The sequence below is a fragment of the Roseovarius aestuariivivens genome (genome assembly GCF_004761875.1).
GTDB lineage: Bacteria > Pseudomonadota > Alphaproteobacteria > Rhodobacterales > Rhodobacteraceae > Roseovarius > Roseovarius aestuariivivens.
Map to the genome: position 1 here is coordinate 158384 of NZ_SJEY01000001.1, position 18383 is coordinate 176766.

Consider the following 18383-nt stretch of genomic DNA (forward strand, 5'->3'; position numbering starts at 1 on the left):
CGCGTGAAGGACATGATGTGAAACCCGCCATGTGACCGGATTGCGCCCGGTCTTATGCTCGACCGTGAAAATTTTTGCGGAAAACGTCTGTTATGTAAATCTTTTTAGTGCGCTCGGCGATGTGTCGGCTGCTTGCTGCCTTGACTTTGGGCGCGTGCCAAGGTGTATCGGCGCGGACCATGCCAAACGCGCCGGGCTCCGCGCCCAGAGAGGACGACATGCACGCATATCGCAGCCACACCTGCGCCGAGCTTACGAAATCCAATGTTGGGGATACAGTCCGCCTGTCGGGCTGGGTGCACCGCATCCGCGATCACGGCGGCGTGCTCTTCATCGACCTGCGCGATCATTACGGCATGACGCAGGTTCTATGCGATCCAGACAGCGCCGTTTTCGCCGAGGTCGAAAAGCTTCGCAGCGAATGGTGCATCCGGATTGATGGCGAAGTGAAGGCCCGCGACGAAAGCCTCGTGAACCCCAAGATCGTCACTGGCGAGATCGAGGTGTTCATCCGCGACATGGAAGTTCTGGGCGGCGCGAACGAACTGCCGCTGATGGTCTTCGGCGATCAGGAGTATCCCGAGGAAACGCGCCTGCGCTACCGTTATCTCGACCTGCGCCGCGAGGCTATGCAGGACAACATGAAGCTGCGCTCGGACGTGGTCGCCTCGATCCGCAAGCGCATGTGGGATATCGGGTTCCGCGAGTATCAGACGCCGATTATCACGGCCTCATCCCCCGAAGGCGCGCGCGACTTCCTTGTGCCGTCACGTTTGCATCCTGGCAAGTTCTACGCCCTGCCGCAGGCCCCGCAGCAGTTCAAGCAGCTCATCATGGTGTCGGGCTTCGACAAGTATTTCCAGATCGCGCCCTGTTTCCGCGACGAGGATCCGCGCGCCGACCGCTCGCCTACCGATTTCTACCAGCTCGACATGGAAATGAGCTTTGTCACCCAGCAGGACGTGTTCGATACGATCCAGCCGGTGATCAAGGGCCTGTTCGAAGAGTTCGGCGACGGCAAGAACGTCGATCAAACCTGGCCGCAAATTTCCTATCGCGACGCCGCGCTCTGGTACGGCACCGACAAGCCCGACTTGCGCAACCCGATCAAGATGCAGGACGTGTCCGAGCATTTCCGTGGCTCGGGTTTTGCGATCTTCGCCAAGCTTCTGGAGCATGAGGGCAACGAAATTCGCGCCATCCCCGCGCCCACGGGTGGCAGCCGTAAGTTCTGCGACCGGATGAACGCTTTTGCGCAGAAGGAAGGCCTGCCGGGGATGGGCTATATCTTCTGGCGCGATCAGGGCGATGGCATGGAGGCCGCCGGGCCGCTTGCCAAGAATATCGGACCTGAACGCACCGAGGCTATTCGCGAACAGCTGGGCCTCGGCGTCGGTGACGCTGCCTTCTTCCTCGGTGGCAAGCCGCATGCGTTCGAGCGAGTCGCGGCCAAGGCGCGCGTGACCATCGGCGAAGAGCTGGGCTTGACGGACGAAAACCGCTTCGCCTTTGCCTGGATCGTCGATTTCCCGATGTACGAGGCCGACGAGGAAACTGGCGAGATTGATTTCTCGCACAACCCGTTTTCTATGCCGCAGGGCGGGATCGAGGCGCTTGAGGGCAATCCGCTTGACGTGCTGGGGTATCAGTACGACCTAAGCTGCAATGGCTACGAGCTGGTCTCGGGCGCGATCCGGAACCATAAGCTCGATACCATGATCAAGGCGTTCGAGCTGGCGGGGTATGACGAGGCCGAGGTGCGCAAACGCTTCGGCGGAATGGTCAACGCCTTTCAATTCGGCGCACCGCCGCATGGCGGTTGTGCAGCAGGAATCGACAGGATCGTGATGCTGCTTGCCGGAACATCCAATATCCGCGAAGTCATCATGTTCCCGATGAACCAGCGGGCCGAGGACCTGATGATGAACGCACCTTCAGATCCGACCTCGGACCAGTTGATGGAACTTGGTCTGCGGGTGATCCCGAAGGACGACTGACCGCATCTTTCGTCATCGCTCTCTGGATCCGGCGGTCAGCTGCCGCCGGCAGAACGCCTTGCAAACCATTTCACCTTGCACGGAGCGGGGGTGGCGGAACACCGCCCAATCTCGCGCACGCCCGCACGACATAAGATGAATACTGCCGCGTTGATCGCTAGACTTCGAAGGACCCATGTCTCAGAGGGCCGGTCATGCGCTTTGATCCACAATTGTCCGCGATCCGTTTCGGGTGCGGCTTGTCAGCCAAGTTAGACCCGCCGGCAAGCCCGTCGGCGACGATGGCACTTTTACAGGGTCCCGACGCCGCCGCTGCCGCTTTTCCGATCCCGGATTTCGCCCATGTGCGTAAGGCGGTCTTTGCGTATAAAGAGGTCAGCGTCGCGCGAAAGCAGGCCAAGACAGAGGCCGAGGCGCTGAACTTGCACGAGCGCATGAAAAAGATGCGCCGCGCGTACCAGATCGAGGCGATGGGCTGGGCCCGCCAGACGCTCTGCCGTCGGGTTTTTGCCGAGGACGGGTTTCGCGAAAGGCTGACGTTTTTCTGGGCCGACCATTTCACAGCGCGAGATACAAAGCAGCGCACGCGCAATGGCTTCCTGCCATATGTCGAAGACTCTATCCGCCCCCATGTCATCGGGCGCTTTGCCGATATGCTCAAGGCCGTAATCACGCATCCGGTGATGCTTGAATATCTCGATCAGGCGTATTCGATTGGGCCGAACAGCAAGGTGGCGCAGAGACGCGGCCGAAACGACGGCATGAACGAGAACCTGGCGCGCGAATTACTCGAGCTGCACCTGCTTGGCGTCGAAGGACCATACACACAGACCGATGTGCGTCAGCTCGCCGAGCTGCTGACCGGGCTGCGCTTCGGTCTCAAGCAAGGATTTCATTTCCAGTCGGATTTCGCCGAGCCTGGCCCCGTGACCATTCTCGGGCACCGCTACGGTGACGAAACACCCGCGTTATCGCACATCATAGAGGCGATGGAGGATCTGGCGCGTCATCCCGCGACCGCCCGCCATATTGGCCGGAAACTGGCGATCCACTTCCTCGGCGATGCCCCCGACAATGATCTTGTGGCGGAACTGGCCGCGCGCTTTTTGGAAACCGATGGTGATCTTCCAGCAGTCTACGAGGTCCTGCTAAACCATCCGGCCTCATGGTACCCTGGGCCCGGCAATGTGAAGCAACCGGTCGATTTTATCGGCTCTGCTTTGCGCGCCCTTGATCTTGTGCCGCGTCATGTGCCTAAGAAACCCCGCGACCTGAATCAGGTGGCGTTTGGCCCGCTGCGCCTGATGGGGCAAGCATGGGGTAAGCCGCTTGGCCCGGACGGCTGGCCAGAAGACGACAGCGCGTGGATCACGCCACAGCGCATGGCGGCGCGGATCCACTGGGCGATGCGCGCGCCATTTCTGCTGCGTCGCGTGCTTCCGGATCCGCGCGCGTTTCTGCGCGTGGCTCTGGGCGATACCGCTCCGAAAGACCTTATCTTTGCCGCATCCGCTGCCGAAACCCGACCAGAGGGGATCGGGATCATTCTCGCCTCGCCGCAGTTTCAGCGGATGTGAAGAGGATCGCCGCCATGCCGTCATCTCCTTCTTTCACGCGCCGGCGACTTTTAACGCGCAGTCTGGCTTTGGGATGCTCACTGGCGGCTAGCCCACTTGTTACGCCCGTCACGCTGGCCAGTGCGCCCTGGGACGCACGCCTTGTTGTCATCATTCTGCGCGGCGGTTTGGACGGGCTCGACGTCGTACGGCCCATTGGCGCCAAGGAATTTGCCGGGCTGAGACCAGAGCTTGTCGAAGGCGGCACCGATCTTGATGGTTTTTTTGCACTTCATCCCGCTCTCAACGGTCTTATGCCGCTCTGGCGTGCAGGAGAACTTGGCATGGTACACGCCGTGTCGACGCCGTATCGCGACAAGCGGAGCCATTTCGACGGTCAGGATATTCTTGAGGCAGGGACTGACAGCGATGCGCTTGGGCGGATCCGCGACGGTTGGCTCAACCGATTGCTGCAGGCCATGCCGGGCATCGAAAGCGATACCGCCTATGCTGTAGGGCAGGGCGAGATGCTGGTTCTTAAAGGAGCGGCAGAGGTCGCCAACTGGGCGCCAGATTCCATGCTCGCGCTTAGTCCGCAGGCGCGCCGCCTACTGGAGCTGGTGATGCACGATGATCCGCTTTTCCGCGATGCGATGCATGAGGCAATCGACCTGTCGCAAACTGGGTTGGCGAGCCTTACAGGCGGGGGCGAACTTGACAGCGCGTCGATGATGAACGCGATGGAGCAAAGCATGCGCCCGGCGCGTGGTGCGGGAAGCGCGAGCAGTATTGCGCGTTTCACAGCCGAACGATTGCGCGACAGCAGCCGTATCGCGGCGTTTTCACTCTCTGGTTTCGATACCCACCTGAAACAGGCCCGGCAGCTTCCAAAAGCTCTTGACCAGTTGCAGGAGGCGATCCTCACCCTCCGGACGGAGTTGGGCGACGTCTGGCAGAAGACGGCGATTGTGGCGATGACCGAGTTCGGCCGCACTGCGCGGCTAAACGGCACCCGTGGCACCGATCACGGTACCGCCGGCGCGATGATTTTTGCCGGTGGGGCTTTGCGCGGCGGGCGGGTGTTCGGCGACTGGCCCGGGCTTGAAGAGGCCCAGCTTTACCAACGTCGCGATTTGATGCCGACACGTGATGTGCGCGCCTATGCCGGCTGGATGATGCGAGAACTGTTCGGGGTCAATCGAAGCCTGATCGAGCAAAGCGTTTTTCCCGGCGTCGATCTGGGAAATGACCCACATTTGGTTCTTTGACCGGTCGAAAATCGGATTAATCCCGAAATCACGAGGGGATAGCTGTCCCTGTGGCACGAAAACGCTTCCGTCTTGCGCCGGTGTCCGCCTAACCTGCCAACGTGATGAGGTAGCCGTAGGAAGCCGGATGACCGCCGATCGGCCCGTAGGAGAACCCGTTGACGGGTGGAAACCGCCGCCTTTGCCGGATGGCGTTACGCTTGCGGGTCGGTATGCCCGGCTCGAAACGCTCGACGCGGACCGGCATGCCGCGCTTCTTTTTCGAGCCTTCGATCAGCACGATTGGGTCTGGGATTATATGCCGATGGGGCCTTTCGCCTCCGCCGCCCAATTCCACCGCTGGATACGCGAAATCACGGCGCGGAACGATCTTCTGTTCTATGCAATCTATGACAACGACAGCGCCGCCTATGGCGGCTTTGCCGCCTTCCTGCGCATGAAACCGGAAACGGGCTCGATCGAAGTGGGATACATCGCGTTGTCTCCCACCTTGCAGAAAACCCGCGCCGCGACGGATGCGATCTACCTCATGATGGACTGGGCTTTTCGCGCCGGCTACCGCCGACTTGAATGGAAGTGCGATGTGCTCAACGCCGGATCCCGGCGGGCCGCACAACGCTTCGGGTTCAGCTTTGAGGGGGTGTTCGTGCAGGCAACGCTGGTCAAGGGCCGAAATCGCGATACAGCGTGGTTTGCAGTTATCGACAAGGATTGGCCGGCCTTGTCGCAGGCGTTCGAGTTCTGGCTTGCGGAAAGTAATTTCACCTGCGATCGCCAACAGAAAGAAGCGCTTGGCGATTTGACCCGGTTCGTACGCCGTGCGGACGACCCAGACCTGGCCGGTGTCAGGTAAAGACCGGCCGGCTGCACCGGATACTAAATTGCGACGCGTCCTTTGATCCGCTCGCGGAGCAGGCCGGCCAGGTGCGCTACGGCGTCTGCCGTACCGGCACCGGTCATGCGCCGGCTGGCCAACTCCCGGGCCGCCTCTGCCAAAACAGAATCTTCGGCCGAATTCGCGACACCGCGCAGAAACTGCGAGACGTAGTCGAGCGTTGGTCCATCCTTGTATTCGTCCAGAAGGCTTGCGGCATGGTTCATGTCATCGCGATATGCCATGCGGTCCGGAACCACCTGTTCGTCGCACAGTTTGCGTGGTCCGACGGGCTGTTGCTCGGGCGGTAGCACCGCAAGAACCGCCTGTTGAAACTGCGCTAGGCTTACCAACGGCTTGGTCAGAAAGCCATCGGCGCCTGCCTGTCGCGCGTGGCCCTCGGTATCCGGATCTCCGCTCAGACCCAGCAGGCCGCTCACCCGGGGCGTGGCATGTGCCAGCTCTTCGATTAGATCCACGCCCGAACCATCGGGAAGTCCCATGTCAACGATGACGACGGAGGGTCGATACACCTGCAGATGCTGCCGCGCCGACCGCAGGCAATCCGCACGCCGGATGCGCGCGCCGCTGCGCAGGCACATAAGACGAATGGTCTCGCAGGCATAAAGGCTGTCTTCAACCACGAGAATGGTCAGGCCCAGAAGCGGACGGCGCGCGGTCGGCGCCTGGATCGGGAAATGCGGATCCTTGTCTGTCATGATCGGTCTCCACCAGGTTAATGCAAAGCGCTTGATCGAAGCCTACGAATCCTTGGCTAACGAAGCGTTAAGCCTCAGACACCGCGCGGCAGATCGACCGAAAGCGGGAATTTGCTCTCCGGGTACTCTTGTTTCGTGTCAGGCGAATCTTCATAACGGCAGCAATCAAAGAAGCGGAGCTGCCACTATGATCGGACGCCTAAACCATGTCGCCATCGCCGTGCCTGATCTCGAGGCTGCGGCGGATCAGTACCGTACAGCGCTTGGCGCCAAGGTCGGTGCGCCGCAGGATGAGCCGGATCACGGTGTCACCGTCGTTTTCATCGAGCTTCCCAACACCAAGATAGAACTGCTTTATCCGCTGGGCGACGACAGCCCGATCAATGGTTTCCTGGAAAAGAACCCATCCGGTGGCATTCACCACGTATGTTACGAGGTCGAGGATATCCTGGCCGCACGGGATCGTCTGAAGGAAACGGGCGCGCGCGTTCTCGGCTCCGGCGAGCCCAAAATCGGCGCGCACGGCAAGCCGGTGCTTTTCCTGCACCCCAAGGATTTTAATGGCTGCCTCGTCGAGCTGGAGCAGGTCTGATGGGCATTGCCTCGGGCATCGTTCTTTTCATGGTGATCTGGTTCATGACGTTTCTTTGCGTTCTGCCGATCCGTATCCAAACGCAAGGCGAGGCCGGAACCACGGTGCCAGGCACGCATCACGGCTCGCCGGAACAACACCACCTGAAGAAAAAATTCGTTATCACAACCGCCATCGCGTTTGTGCTGTGGGCGATTGCCGCCACCATCATCCTGTCGGGCTGGATCACCGTGCGTGACATAGATTACTTCGAACGGATGGGGCCACGCGGCGAAGAGACCGGGGTTTGATACCCCTAATTGGCGATGTAGCGCTGTCGATTGTGATTGAAGGTGATCACGAGATTGAGGACCAGAGCGCCGAGCAAAGACCAGCCTACAATGCTTAGCGGAAAGAGCAGGGCGGCGATTGTGAAAATCACTGCATCGGTCATCAGCTGTACGTAACCGGCGCGAAACCCGGTTTTTTCCTGTACCCAGAATGCTACAACGCCCAGCCCGCCAAGCGAGCTTTTGTGTCGGAACATCGCCAAAAGTCCCATGCCGACCGTAGCGCCGAAAATCACGGCGCCGAGGGCGGGGTGCAATGTCTCTATCGTGAACCCGAGCGGCAGCAGATCGGTCACGAGCGAGAGGAGCGCAACGGAAAAAAGCGACTTCGCGGTGAACTCGCGTCCGAGTTGCCCATAGGCAAGCGCGTAGAAAGGCAGATTGATCAGGAAAAACACGACGCCGAAAGACCAGCCGGAAAGGTAGCTGACGATCACTGCAACCCCGGCTGTTTGTCCGGTGATCAAACCGACGCTTGTAAGAATATGGATGCCCACGCCGCAAAGCAGCACCCCAAGCGCAAGGCCTTGGGCATCCTCCAGTTTGGAGTGGGGCACGGTTGCTCGGTCAGTAGACGCCATGTTGTGGACAATTAGGGCAGAGGGCCTGCCATTTCCAGTTTTTTACAATCTCGCCTCGTCGCGACGCGACGAACCGGGCACAGGTAAGGTTTTCCTTAAGTTGAGCGACTCAGTCGCGTTGTGGTATCTTTACGTGTGGACCAAGTCTCGCAGCGATCCCGAAAACAGGCACGCTTGCCGCCTTGGGTCATTGATTTGTAAGTGCTTTTTTCTGACTTCCAGGACCTGGTGGATCAAGCGGAAAGGTTGGGTTTTCCGATCCATATTGTTGAGTCCAAACAAAACTTTCGGCAAAGCCGCCGGTCCGGCACGTTACCTGTACGAGTGTCCCACCGCGATGTTTCCGCGACATTTTATTAAAGGAGCTTGTCCCATGAAATACCTTGAATTGTTTAAACGCATTTTCCTACTTTCTTTTCTGGTCGTGACGCTTTCGGTCGCCGCACCGGTTCAGGCGCGTCAGCCGGACGCCCCGGTTTCGGTCGAGTTGAAGCCCGACTCTCTGGATGAGGCGACGGTGCAGGTAACTGTCACCGTCAGCCCCAATGTCCGTCTCCAAGGCGGCGTCTTGCGCATCGACGTGCCGCGTGGCGTGTCCCTTGAAGGTCCAAACGAGATCGAAGTGCGTGGCGATCCCGAAGCCGTGCAGCAGATCGATCTGCAGTTAAAAGCGGAACGGCCGGGTGAATTCCCGATCCTCTTTTCGGTTAAGGCCAGTGCCGAGCTTTACGAAGAAGCCGGCACCAGCGAGAAACGGTATCTTGTTATCCGCGAAGGTGAGCCAGCCCAGCTTGTCACCGGCAAAGAGAGACGCCGCATCTTGCGCCGTGATATTCAAGAGCGGCTTGAGGAAAGCCGCAGGAACAACCCCGACGACCCGCTGTTCTTTGGCGATCTGATTACGGGCAACCTCACTCGTACCGATATCGACCCGGACCGGGTCAAACCTGACCGGGACGTGCTGCTGGCGCCGCCGGCACCGGGGATCGAAGACTATGAAAAAGCCTACGTGGTCGAACGCACCGACGAGGTGGTCAAAGCACTCGATCCGATTACGGTGACCGGCTCGATCTTTTACCAGAATCGGTCCGGTTCCACCGTACCGCTGGTCAACGCGACAGTGGATGTTCGCGACAGCGACACCGGCTTCGACGAGCAGCTGACAAGTGTGATCACCAACGGTTCCGGAAGCTTCAGCGCGGTGGTCGATGCCGATGACGGCTGGTTTCAGAACGGACGCGATATCTATATCCGCGTGCGAACGACCAACTCGCGTTTTCGGGTGCAGGACTGTGCGGGCATTCTGCCGGATAGCACCTATTCGTGGTCATCGAACGTGGTCAACAGTGTCTCGGACGGAACCACCGTTAATTTCGGCAGCCTGTCTGTCGGGGCCGATAACGAGGCCGCGATCATCTTTCAGGATCTCGATGATGGCTGGCAGTTCCTGACCAGCGCGGGCGCTTTCGATCCCGGTTTCGTCGATTTGTGCTGGCCCGAGGGGGCAAGCGTCTATTCCACCTTCTGGAAGGAAATCGACATCCAGGATGGCGACGAGGTCGCGCGCGATATCGTGCTGCACGAATATGGTCACGCTACCATGCACAACGCCTATAACGGCTTCTGGCCGTCTAATACGGGCGGTGCCCACACTTTCGATGACACCAACCAGCACCCCAACTTCGCTTTTGTCGAAGGGTGGGGAACCGTGATCGCGCTCGCCGTCAATCCCGATGGCGTTTACAATTCCAACGGCTGGTCTCGCTCCATCGAAAGCTTCTCGACGAGTGAGACGGATGGCACGGAAAACGAGGGCTGGGTCGCCGCCGCCTATAACGACGTGCGCGACACCGCCAGCGATGGTGGATGTGGCGATGACGATTGCGATCCTTCGGGGTCGAACGCCCCGGCCTTTTCCAAGATGTGGCGCGACTCGTTTGTCGGCAACAATTCGGAAACCGCGCTGGAATACTGGGATCACCTGTGTGGTGAACTTGACTCGGACGAACATACCGATGCGCTTGCCGCGATGGATTTCAATCGCATCGACGCTCCGTCCTGCCGCTGTACGGTGTCGCGGGTGATGGTGGCTTCCGCCCCCAACCAGGCGACGCAATCGATCGCGGCGGTTCGGCGCTTCCGGGATCTCGCCTTGCGCGGCACAGATGTGGGGGAAGAGATCATCGACACCTATTACGCCCATATGGGCGAGGCGACGAAGATCCTGATGGAAGACCGCGAGGCGCAGAAGATGGCGGCTCAGGTCTTCGGGCGGATCGGCGAGATGACCTTGCGTGCAGAAAAGGACCCGGTCGGCGCGGCCAAGCGCCCCTTCCTCGATGTCGAGACGGCGCAGATGTCACAGGAACTGATCGAACGGATCCAGAAAGCGGCCTCGCCCGAATTCCGTTCGGCGCTGGAGCGTGTGCGCCCGGTGCTGACCAAGTCGGATGGCATGACGCTGGATGAATTGAGAGAGCGCATGACCAAATCCGGCCTCAAAGAACGCCGCTAAGGTCTCTTGCAAATAAAAATGCCGCCCCTTGCGACGCGCGGGGCGGCATTGCCTTGGAAACGCTGGGTTACCCGATAATCCCGTTGAGCGTGGCGCTCGGGCGCATCACCGCCGAAAGCTTTTCCGGGTCGGGGTGGTAGTATCCGCCAATATCCGCCGGGGCACCCTGTGCCTCGACCAGTTCCGAAAGGATCTTCTCTTCGTTTTCGGCCAAGGCGGTCGCGACTGGTCCGAACTCTTCGGCGAGGGCCGCGTCGTCAGATTGTGCGGCAAGGGCTTCTGCCCAGTAGCGGGCGAACCAGTAATGACTGTCACGGTTGTCCGGTTCACCGACCTTGCGGCTGGGAGAACGACCATTGTCGAGAATGCCTTGCGTCGCGGCCTCCACGGCCTCGCCCAGCACCTTGGCGCGGGCGTTGCCGCGCGCCTCGGCCAGAAACTTGAGGCTTTCACCCAAGGCGCAGAATTCACCAAGGCTGTCCCACCGAAGGTGATTTTCTTCCTGCAACTGCTGCACGTGCTTGGGCGCCGAGCCGCCGGCGCCGGTCTCAAAAAGGCCGCCGCCGTTCATAAGCTTCACGATGGACAGCATCTTGGCCGATGTGGCCAGTTCGAGGATCGGGAAGAGGTCGGTCAGATAATCACGCAGGACGTTGCCGGTGATGGCAATGGTGTTCTCACCCTTGGTGATCGTCTCAAGGCTGGCGCGGGTGGCGTCCCGTGGGGCCATGATCTCGAACTTGTCGGCCACGGCCTTCGACTCCAGGATCGGCATTACGTATTTGATCAGTTCCGCGTCATGCGCGCGGTTTTCATCCAGCCAGAAAATCGCGCGGTACCCCGTCGCCTTCTGCCGTTCGATGGCCAGATGCACCCAATCCTCGATCGGCGCCTTGCGCGCCGAGGCCGAGCGCCAGATATCGCCCTGTTCTACCTTGTGCTCGTGCAGAACGGTGCCGTCGTCGAGGATCATTTTCACCACGCCATCCTCCGGGATCTCGAAAGTGGTGGGGTGTGATCCGTACTCTTCAGCCTTCTGCGCCATCAGGCCCAGGTTTTGCACCGTGCCCGCCGTCGCAGGATTCAGTTTGCCATGCGCTTTGAAGAACTTGATCGTCTCGTCATAGACCGGCGCGTAGGAGTCGTCGGGAATGACACAGGTGGTGTCATGCTGCTGGTTGTCAGGGCCCCAGCCCTTGCCCCCGTCGCGGATGAGCGCGGGCATCGAGGCGTCGATAATCACATCGGAAGGCACGTGCAGATTGGTGATGCCCTTGTCGGAATTCACCATGTACATCGGCGGACGGGTTTTGCGGACCTCCTCGATCGCGTCCATGATCTCGGGCTTGTCCTTCACCCGCTCAAGCAGGTCGCCAAGGCCAGACGCCGGGTCGACGCCCGCAGCCTTCATTTCGTCGCCGTATTGCTCGAAGACGGGCTTGAGCCATTCCTTGACCGCATGCCCGAAGATGATCGGGTCGGAGACCTTCATCATCGTCGCTTTCATGTGCAGTGAGAAAAGCGTCCCTTCCTGACGGGTCTTCTCGATTTCCTCGGCCAGAAACGCGTCGAGCGCCTTGGCCGACATGAACGTAGCGTCCACGACGGTGCCCTCGGGAAAAGACACGCTGTCTTTCAGTACGGTCTCTCCATCGGACCTTTCCAGAACGATCTTGGCGGTTGCGGCCTTGTCCAAGGTCGCAGACTTCTCGTTCGAGAAGAAGTCGTCGCCTGACATGGATGCCACGCGCGTCTTGCTTGCGGCGGTCCACTCGCCCATGCGGTGCGGGTTGTTCTGGGCAAAGGTTTTGACCGCTGCAGCCGCGCGGCGATCGGAATTTCCCTCGCGCAGTACGGGATTTACCGCCGAACCCTTGATCGTATCATATTTGGCCAGGACCGCGCGCTCTTCGTCCGTGGCGGGCGTTTCCGGGTAGTCCGGAATGTCGAAGCCTTGGCTTTGCAGTTCTCGAACCGCCGCCACGAGTTGCGGTACCGAGGCCGAGATATTCGGAAGCTTAATCACGTTGGCTTCGGGCGTCTTCACGAGTTTGCCCAGTTCAGCAAGATCATCGGTGACCTGTTGATCTTCGCTTAGCGCCTCGGGAAAGGTTGCTAGGATCCGTCCGGCCAGCGAGATATCCTTGGTGCCCACCGTTACGTCGGCTGCTGCCGCAAACTTGCGGATGATCGGCAAAAGCGACGCGCTGGCAAGCTCGGGCGCCTCGTCCACCTTCGTGTAGACGATGTCGGGATTGGTGTCTTTGGCCATCTGTGATCCCTTTCGATCAGGTGTCATGTCGTCGCGCGCGATGTCCACCAAGCTTTGCGGGTCGTCGGAAAGGGGTGCTTTGACCCTTCTAATCAAGGCCCATCGCACCGCTTCTTCCCGCTACATCAGGAATCGCGGTTGTTCGCGTCATAGCGGATTGGGTGCAGTCTGGAAAGGCCGTATGCGACAGTATACCGATTTTATCCACTAATCCGCTCTTCCGCGCGGATGGCGCGCATCAGCCATAACGCAACGCAAGCCAAGGCCAGAACCCCCGTCATAAGCGGTATGGGCGTGCCGTTGAAGGCCAGTCCAATCGGCACCGCCAAAAGAACCGAGCCGACCGTTGCAAGACCAGTGATCAAGCTCGACGCCAGACCAGCGACGTGGCCCAGAGGCTCCAGAGCCAAAGCGTTGAGATTTCCAAGCGTCAGCCCGACCTGGAAGAAAACGCTCATCTGCCAGAGGAAAAACACTCCGAACGCAGCGCCCTCGGTCAGATCGCTCATGAACAGACCGCACGCGAGAGCGGTCAGCCCCGCTTCGACCAACAGCGCAAAGTGAATCAGCTTGCGCATGCCCAACCGCATCACGAGCGCCGCGTTTAAAAGACTGCTCGTCGCCGCGGCAAGCGCGATGAGTGCGAACCAGTAGGGGAATTGCGCGCCGCGCCCGAACGTAATGTCCATCACTTGCTGAATCGAACTGATCGAGGCGAAGAGCATGGCGAAAACCAGCGTTTGTACTGCCGTGGACAGCCGTACCATGCGGATCGAGAAGACGTCGCGCAGTCCCCGCAATAGCTTGACCGTCGTAATCGGCACGCGCCGCTCTGGCGGCAAAGGTTCGGGCAGGCGCAGCGCCATCCATCCAGCAGAGAGCGCCGCGAAAAGGATGAACGACCAGAAGATTCCCTGCCAGTCAGACAAGGCGATGATCGCACTTCCCGCCATGGGCGATGCCGCCGGCACAAGAGTAAAGACAAGCATGACGAAGCTCATCAGGCGCGCCATCTCTCGGCCAGAGAAGAGATCCCTGATGATCGCCACGGCCACGATGCGCGCCGCCGAGGCGCCAAGCCCCTGCACAACGCGTGCCGCGATCAGAGTTTCGAGCGCTGGGGCATGAAGCGCGGCCAATGCGCCTCCGGCATAGATGGCGCTACCCACCAAAATCACCGGTTTGCGTCCGAACCGGTCTGACAAGGGGCCGACGAGGAAGGTTCCGGCTCCCAGCCCAAGAATAAAGGCCCCGATCACCAATTGGGCGCGGTTGGGATCTTCCGGCGAGAATTCGGTCCCAATCGCTGGCAGGGCCGGCAACATCGCATCGATTGAAAACGCCACGGTTGCGACAAGCATCGCCATCAGCGCAACGAACTCCAACCGTCCCGGCGAAGGGGCAGGGGCGGTGGCGGAGGGCGCTGTAGGAGGGGCTATCTGGGTCATAGCAGGCCGCTAGCACGGCGCATGACGGGGCGCCAGTCAGGTCACCGCACAGATCGGTGGCCGTGCACGCACAGACCCCGGCACATTAGATCGTATCACCCGCGTCCAGCTTGGCATTGAGTTCGTCGATCACCTTGATCCACATCTCCGCCGGCTGGCATCCGGGAACGGCATGTTTACCCGCAACGATGAAACAGGGCACGCCCGTGATCCCCATCTTTCGAAATCCCTTGTCCTTAAGCCGAATGCCCTCGGCATCCGCATCCGAGTCCAGAAGCTTTAGGATCACCGCGGCATCCATGCCCGCGCTGTCGGCGATATCGGCAAGAACTTCGTGAGAGCCGATATCGCGTCCCTCTTCGAAATAGGCGCGGAACAAGGCCATCGCGACGACCATTTGCCGGTCCTCGATCCCGGCCCAGTGGATCAGGCGATGCGCATCAAGCGTGTTGGGTGTGCGTTTGATCGCCTCAAAGTCGATGTTCAACCCTTCTGCCGCTGCGCGCTCGACGACCGGCAGATAAGCCTTCACGGCGCCCTCCTTACCGCCGAATTTGCCTTCCAGATAGTCCCGCCGGTCCATACCTTCGGACGGCATGTCCGGATTAAGCTGGAACGGGTGCCATTCGATCTCAAACGGGTGGCGGGGACGCTCTGCGATCGCCTTATCGAGACAGGTCTTGCCGATATAGCACCACGGGCAGATCGGATCGGAAATGATGTCAAGCTTGACCATGCAGGTCCTCGTAGATGGGCCGCAGGGCGCGGCGCAGGAGTTTGCCGTTCGCGCCGGTGGGCAGCGCGTCGAGATGAAAAAAGCCCCGGGGCTGCTTGTAGCTTGCCAATCGCGCGGCGGCAAAGCCGTGCAGGTCGTCCAGGTCAAGGGCGCGCGGCCCTGTGTAGAACGCCATGATCAGCCGCGCGTCGCGTTTGACTTCTATTTCAGTGACCGCGGATTGGGTGATACCCGGGTGAGTGTTGAGAACGGCTTCCACTTCCAGCGGCGAGACCCGAAAGCCGCCGGCGTTCATCATGTCGTCGGCGCGGCCTAAATAAGTAATATCGCCCGTTTCGCTCATCCGGCCCTGGTCGCCGGTCAGAAACCATGCCTCGCGCATTCGGGCGGCGGTTGCATCCCGCGCGCCGAAATAACCCAGCATCAGCCCCGGATCGTCGCGATGCACCGCAATGACACCATCTTGTCCACGCGGCACCGGGCCGTCCTCGCCAAGGATCGTAACCCGCCGTCCCGCTTGTGGCCGTCCCAATGTTCCGGGCGCCGCCGGGCGATCGGGACTGGCCGAGATAAAGGTCGAACACTCTGACATGCCGAACGCCTCGTGGATCGCGGTGCCGGTTGCCGCCTGCCAATCCTGCCGGACCGTCTCCGACAGCTTTTCTCCGGCCGAAAGCGCGTGCCGCAATCTGGGAAGGTTGGGCAATTGTCCTGCCAGCATCTTGCGGAAGACACCCGGCGCGGCGGCAAAGATCGTGGCGTCGTGACGCTTCATCAAAAGTGGCAGCTGCTGAGGCGCAATCCCCGCTTTGGGAATGAGCGCGGTCGCCCCGGCGGTCCACGGATCCATAAGGCCTGTGCCGAGCGTATACGTCCAGTTGAACGCCCCGGCATGCATCATCCTGTCGTCCTGCCGAAGCCCGTACCAGCCGTCGACCATCATCTGGCGCGCCCAGATGGCGCGATGGGCATGGACCACGGCACGTGGCACGCCCGAGGTGCCAGAGGTAAAGATGATATACCCGGGCCGGTCGGGATCTCCCATTTCGAACGACGCCGGGGGCAGGGCATACATGTCGTCGAGCTCTGACAAGCCGAGCATCGGCAGCGCCGTGTCGGGGCAGGCCACTTCCTGTGCCCTGAGGATCAGCCGGGGCTGAACCGTGTCGATGATCTCGGCGACCTCTTTTGCCGTCAGCTGCGAAGAGGTCGGCACTGGCACCAACCCCACGGCGAGCGCGCCGAGATAGGCCACCGGGAATTCCACCGTATTTCCCAGCCGCATGAGAACGCGGTCACCGGGTGAAAGACCGGCCCGCAAAAACCCCGTTCCCGTTCCCAAAACGGCCGCCTTCAGCCGGGCGTAGCTACAACGCTCCGCACCTGCCAGGCCCAACACCGCAAGTGCCACCTTGTCGGGCAAGCTGTCGGCATGGCGCAGCACATGCGCGGCCATGTTGAACGGCGCGGGACAGGGCGCGAACGGCGCGGACTGTGTCTCGGACAGCATGCGCACAGGCTTAGGACCCGGTTGTGCCAGTTGCAAGTGTCGCACCCGCTGCGTAAAGCTTTGCGCCATGGAAGATCGCTCGCCTGTCAGCCTGATCCGCATCGCGCGGGAAAATGGTGCCGAGGAATCGGCGGAACCGCTCAACTTGGGAGAGCGGGTACGCGAATTGCGCAAATCGCGCGGCTGGACCCTCGAACAGGCGGCCCGGCACGCGGGACTCGCGCGCTCGACGCTCTCGAAGATCGAGAACGAACAGATGTCGCCCACTTATGAGGCGCTCAAAAAACTCGCTGAAGGTCTGCAGATCTCGGTGCCGCAGCTTTTCACGCCGCCGCAGCGGGACCAGATCAGCGGACGCATGGCCGTCACGAGAACCGGTCTTGGAACGCATCATGCGACAACTACCTATGAACATGAACTTCTGGCAGATGCCCTGTCCAAAAAGCGCATGCTGCCCTATCGGGCACGGGTGCGCGCGAGGTCGATGGACGAATTCGACGGGTGGGTGCGCCACGACGGCGAGGAATTCCTCTATGTTCTCACCGGCGTCGTGCGGCTTTTCACCGAATTTTACGAACCCATTGAGATGCGCCGCGGCGACAGCGCCTATTACGACGCGACTATGGGGCATAATGTCGTGTCGGTCTCAGACGAGGACGCGACGATCCTCTGGATCACCTCGCTCGGATAATCCGTTTCTACCCCGCCTGACGCGCGTTCACCTTATGGAATATATGCGTGAAGGTGGCCGCACCGAGGATCGGAATCACCAGATTCAGGACCGGAACCGTAAGCGGGATTGCCATCAGCGCGCCAGCGGCCCAGATCAAACCGCGGTTGGCCTTGCGCATCGTTTTGGCGTTCTTGCGCCCGATCCTGCGCATCGCGGCGAGCTGAAAATACTCCATCCCCAACAGATATCCGTTGAGGCCCCAGAAGATGAAGGGGGCCATCGGCGCGAACAGCGCGTAGAAAAACAACGCCACGATATTCGCCGCAACAATCACCCCTAGAAAATTGACGGTATCCTTGAACGCCTCGCCCATTGGCTGCGGATCCGCCGGCGGCAGATCCGGGTAATGGCGATCCTCGACCGCCTGTGCCACCTCGTCGAGAAACATCGACGTGATCGCCGACGCCACCGGCACCATCAGCACGATGGAGAGCAGGATCATCACCCCAAGCCCCGCAAAGCTGAGCAGATCGTCGATCCAGTTGACCTCGCCGATCAGCCACACGGTGGTCGTATCGCCGCTGATCCACTGAATGAAGATCAATACACCCACCGTCGCGGCGATGAGCAGCGCAAGGGTCAGACCGATCCCGAGCAAAAGCACGCGCCGGAACCTCGGATCGCCGATCTGACCGAGGGCCTGGAAGAAGGAGCCGAAGATCATTCCGATACCCAGGTCGTGATGGCGTCGAGATCCGGGCGCGGGCGTTCGGGCGGAGCGCTTTTTTCGGTACCGATATGGATAATGCCCGCGATACGCTCATCCGTGGCAAGGCCTAGTCCTGCCTCGACAAAGCCTCTGTCATGCGCCGCCCAGCCGGAGAGCCAGTTCGCCCCCCAGCCCGACGCCAGCGCAGCATTCAAAAGCGCGAGGCAGACCGCGCCGGCAGAGTAGGTCTGTTCGACCGGCGGAATTTTCGGAGACGGTTTCTGAACCTCAATCACTGCAATCGCGAGATAAGAGTCCGCGAACTGGCGGTGCGCCTTGTCGATGTCGTCCTCGCTGCGGCCAAGGCTCATACCCCGCGCCGAAGCCAACTCCGCCAATCGCAATAACGCCGAACGCTCAAGCACGATGAAGCGCCATGGTTCCAGCTTGCCGTGATCGGGTGTGCGGGCCGCGGCCCGCAGGATCGGTTCCAGCGCAGCGCGGTCCGGCACCGGCGGGGCCAGCGTCTTGGCAGGGCGCGACCGGCGCGACAAAAGAAAATCGAGGGCGGCTTGATTTCGGTCTGGCACGGGGCGTGGCCTCT

Annotated in this window: 16 protein-coding genes; 8 read left to right on the forward strand and 8 right to left on the reverse strand. The window is 60.6% G+C overall.

What is annotated here, in order from left to right; translation table 11 throughout:
• The first annotated feature begins 218 nt into the window (after positions 1-218).
• From aspS to EZV60_RS00805, 4 genes are all read left to right on the forward strand, one after another.
• Positions 219-1997: an aspartate--tRNA ligase gene (aspS, locus tag EZV60_RS00790; protein ID WP_135501165.1), complete on the forward strand. Its 1779-nt coding sequence runs from the start codon at positions 219-221 to the stop codon at positions 1995-1997.
• A 281-nt stretch (positions 1998-2278) separates the two neighbouring features.
• Positions 2279-3574: a DUF1800 domain-containing protein gene (locus EZV60_RS00795; protein WP_342588749.1), complete on the forward strand. Its 1296-nt coding sequence runs from the start codon at positions 2279-2281 to the stop codon at positions 3572-3574.
• A 68-nt stretch (positions 3575-3642) separates the two neighbouring features.
• Positions 3643-4821, forward strand: coding sequence for a DUF1501 domain-containing protein (locus tag EZV60_RS00800; protein WP_342588750.1), 1179 nt, complete (start codon positions 3643-3645; stop codon positions 4819-4821).
• A 127-nt stretch (positions 4822-4948) separates the two neighbouring features.
• Positions 4949-5674, forward strand: coding sequence for a GNAT family N-acetyltransferase (locus tag EZV60_RS00805; protein WP_135501171.1), 726 nt, complete (start codon positions 4949-4951; stop codon positions 5672-5674).
• A 23-nt stretch (positions 5675-5697) separates the two neighbouring features.
• Here the strand turns inward: EZV60_RS00805 and EZV60_RS00810 are convergent, their stop codons facing one another.
• Positions 5698-6414: a response regulator gene (locus EZV60_RS00810; RefSeq protein WP_135501173.1), complete on the reverse strand. Its 717-nt coding sequence runs from the start codon at positions 6412-6414 to the stop codon at positions 5698-5700.
• Positions 6415-6601: 187 nt separating this feature from the next.
• Here EZV60_RS00810 and mce point away from each other — a divergent pair, with 187 nt between their 5' ends.
• Both mce and EZV60_RS00820 read left to right on the forward strand, forming a co-directional pair.
• Positions 6602-7006 (forward strand): methylmalonyl-CoA epimerase, encoded by a 405-nt coding sequence (gene mce, locus EZV60_RS00815; protein ID WP_135501175.1) that lies wholly within the window; start codon positions 6602-6604, stop codon positions 7004-7006.
• Positions 7006-7296 (forward strand): DUF1467 family protein, encoded by a 291-nt coding sequence (locus EZV60_RS00820; RefSeq protein WP_135501177.1) that lies wholly within the window; start codon positions 7006-7008, stop codon positions 7294-7296. Before mce ends, EZV60_RS00820 begins: the two co-directional genes overlap by 1 nt.
• 5 nt (positions 7297-7301) lie before the next feature.
• Here EZV60_RS00820 and EZV60_RS00825 read toward each other — a convergent pair whose 3' ends face one another.
• Entirely contained in the window at positions 7302-7916 is a 615-nt protein-coding gene (locus EZV60_RS00825; protein WP_135501179.1) for a YitT family protein, read from the reverse strand.
• A 373-nt stretch (positions 7917-8289) separates the two neighbouring features.
• On the opposite strand from EZV60_RS00825, the gene EZV60_RS00830 reads away from it, so the two are divergent.
• Positions 8290-10431: a hypothetical protein gene (locus tag EZV60_RS00830; protein WP_135501181.1), complete on the forward strand. Its 2142-nt coding sequence runs from the start codon at positions 8290-8292 to the stop codon at positions 10429-10431.
• Between the two features lie 67 nt (positions 10432-10498).
• Here the strand turns inward: EZV60_RS00830 and EZV60_RS00835 are convergent, their stop codons facing one another.
• The 4 genes from EZV60_RS00835 to EZV60_RS00850 form a co-directional block, all read right to left on the reverse strand.
• Positions 10499-12703: an NADP-dependent isocitrate dehydrogenase gene (locus EZV60_RS00835; protein ID WP_135501183.1), complete on the reverse strand. Its 2205-nt coding sequence runs from the start codon at positions 12701-12703 to the stop codon at positions 10499-10501.
• 200 nt (positions 12704-12903) lie between these two features.
• Positions 12904-14151, reverse strand: a complete 1248-nt coding sequence (locus EZV60_RS00840; RefSeq protein WP_135501185.1) for a multidrug effflux MFS transporter — start codon at positions 14149-14151, stop codon at positions 12904-12906.
• Between the two features lie 85 nt (positions 14152-14236).
• Positions 14237-14887, reverse strand: coding sequence for a DsbA family oxidoreductase (locus tag EZV60_RS00845; protein WP_135501187.1), 651 nt, complete (start codon positions 14885-14887; stop codon positions 14237-14239).
• Positions 14874-16397 carry a class I adenylate-forming enzyme family protein gene (locus EZV60_RS00850; protein WP_135501189.1) on the reverse strand — a complete coding sequence of 508 codons (1524 nt, stop codon included), beginning with the start codon at positions 16395-16397 and terminating at the stop codon, positions 14874-14876. Before EZV60_RS00850 ends, EZV60_RS00845 begins: the two co-directional genes overlap by 14 nt.
• Positions 16398-16464: 67 nt before the next feature.
• Here EZV60_RS00850 and EZV60_RS00855 point away from each other — a divergent pair, with 67 nt between their 5' ends.
• Positions 16465-17088, forward strand: coding sequence for a helix-turn-helix domain-containing protein (locus EZV60_RS00855; RefSeq protein ID WP_135501191.1), 624 nt, complete (start codon positions 16465-16467; stop codon positions 17086-17088).
• Positions 17089-17095: 7 nt separating this feature from the next.
• On the opposite strand, the gene EZV60_RS00860 is transcribed toward EZV60_RS00855, so the two are convergent.
• Positions 17096-17794 carry an EI24 domain-containing protein gene (locus tag EZV60_RS00860; protein WP_135501193.1) on the reverse strand — a complete coding sequence of 233 codons (699 nt, stop codon included), beginning with the start codon at positions 17792-17794 and terminating at the stop codon, positions 17096-17098.
• Entirely contained in the window at positions 17791-18369 is a 579-nt protein-coding gene (locus EZV60_RS00865) for a nitroreductase family protein (protein ID WP_135501195.1), read from the reverse strand. Before EZV60_RS00865 ends, EZV60_RS00860 begins: the two co-directional genes overlap by 4 nt.
• Between the last annotated feature and the right edge of the window lie 14 nt (positions 18370-18383).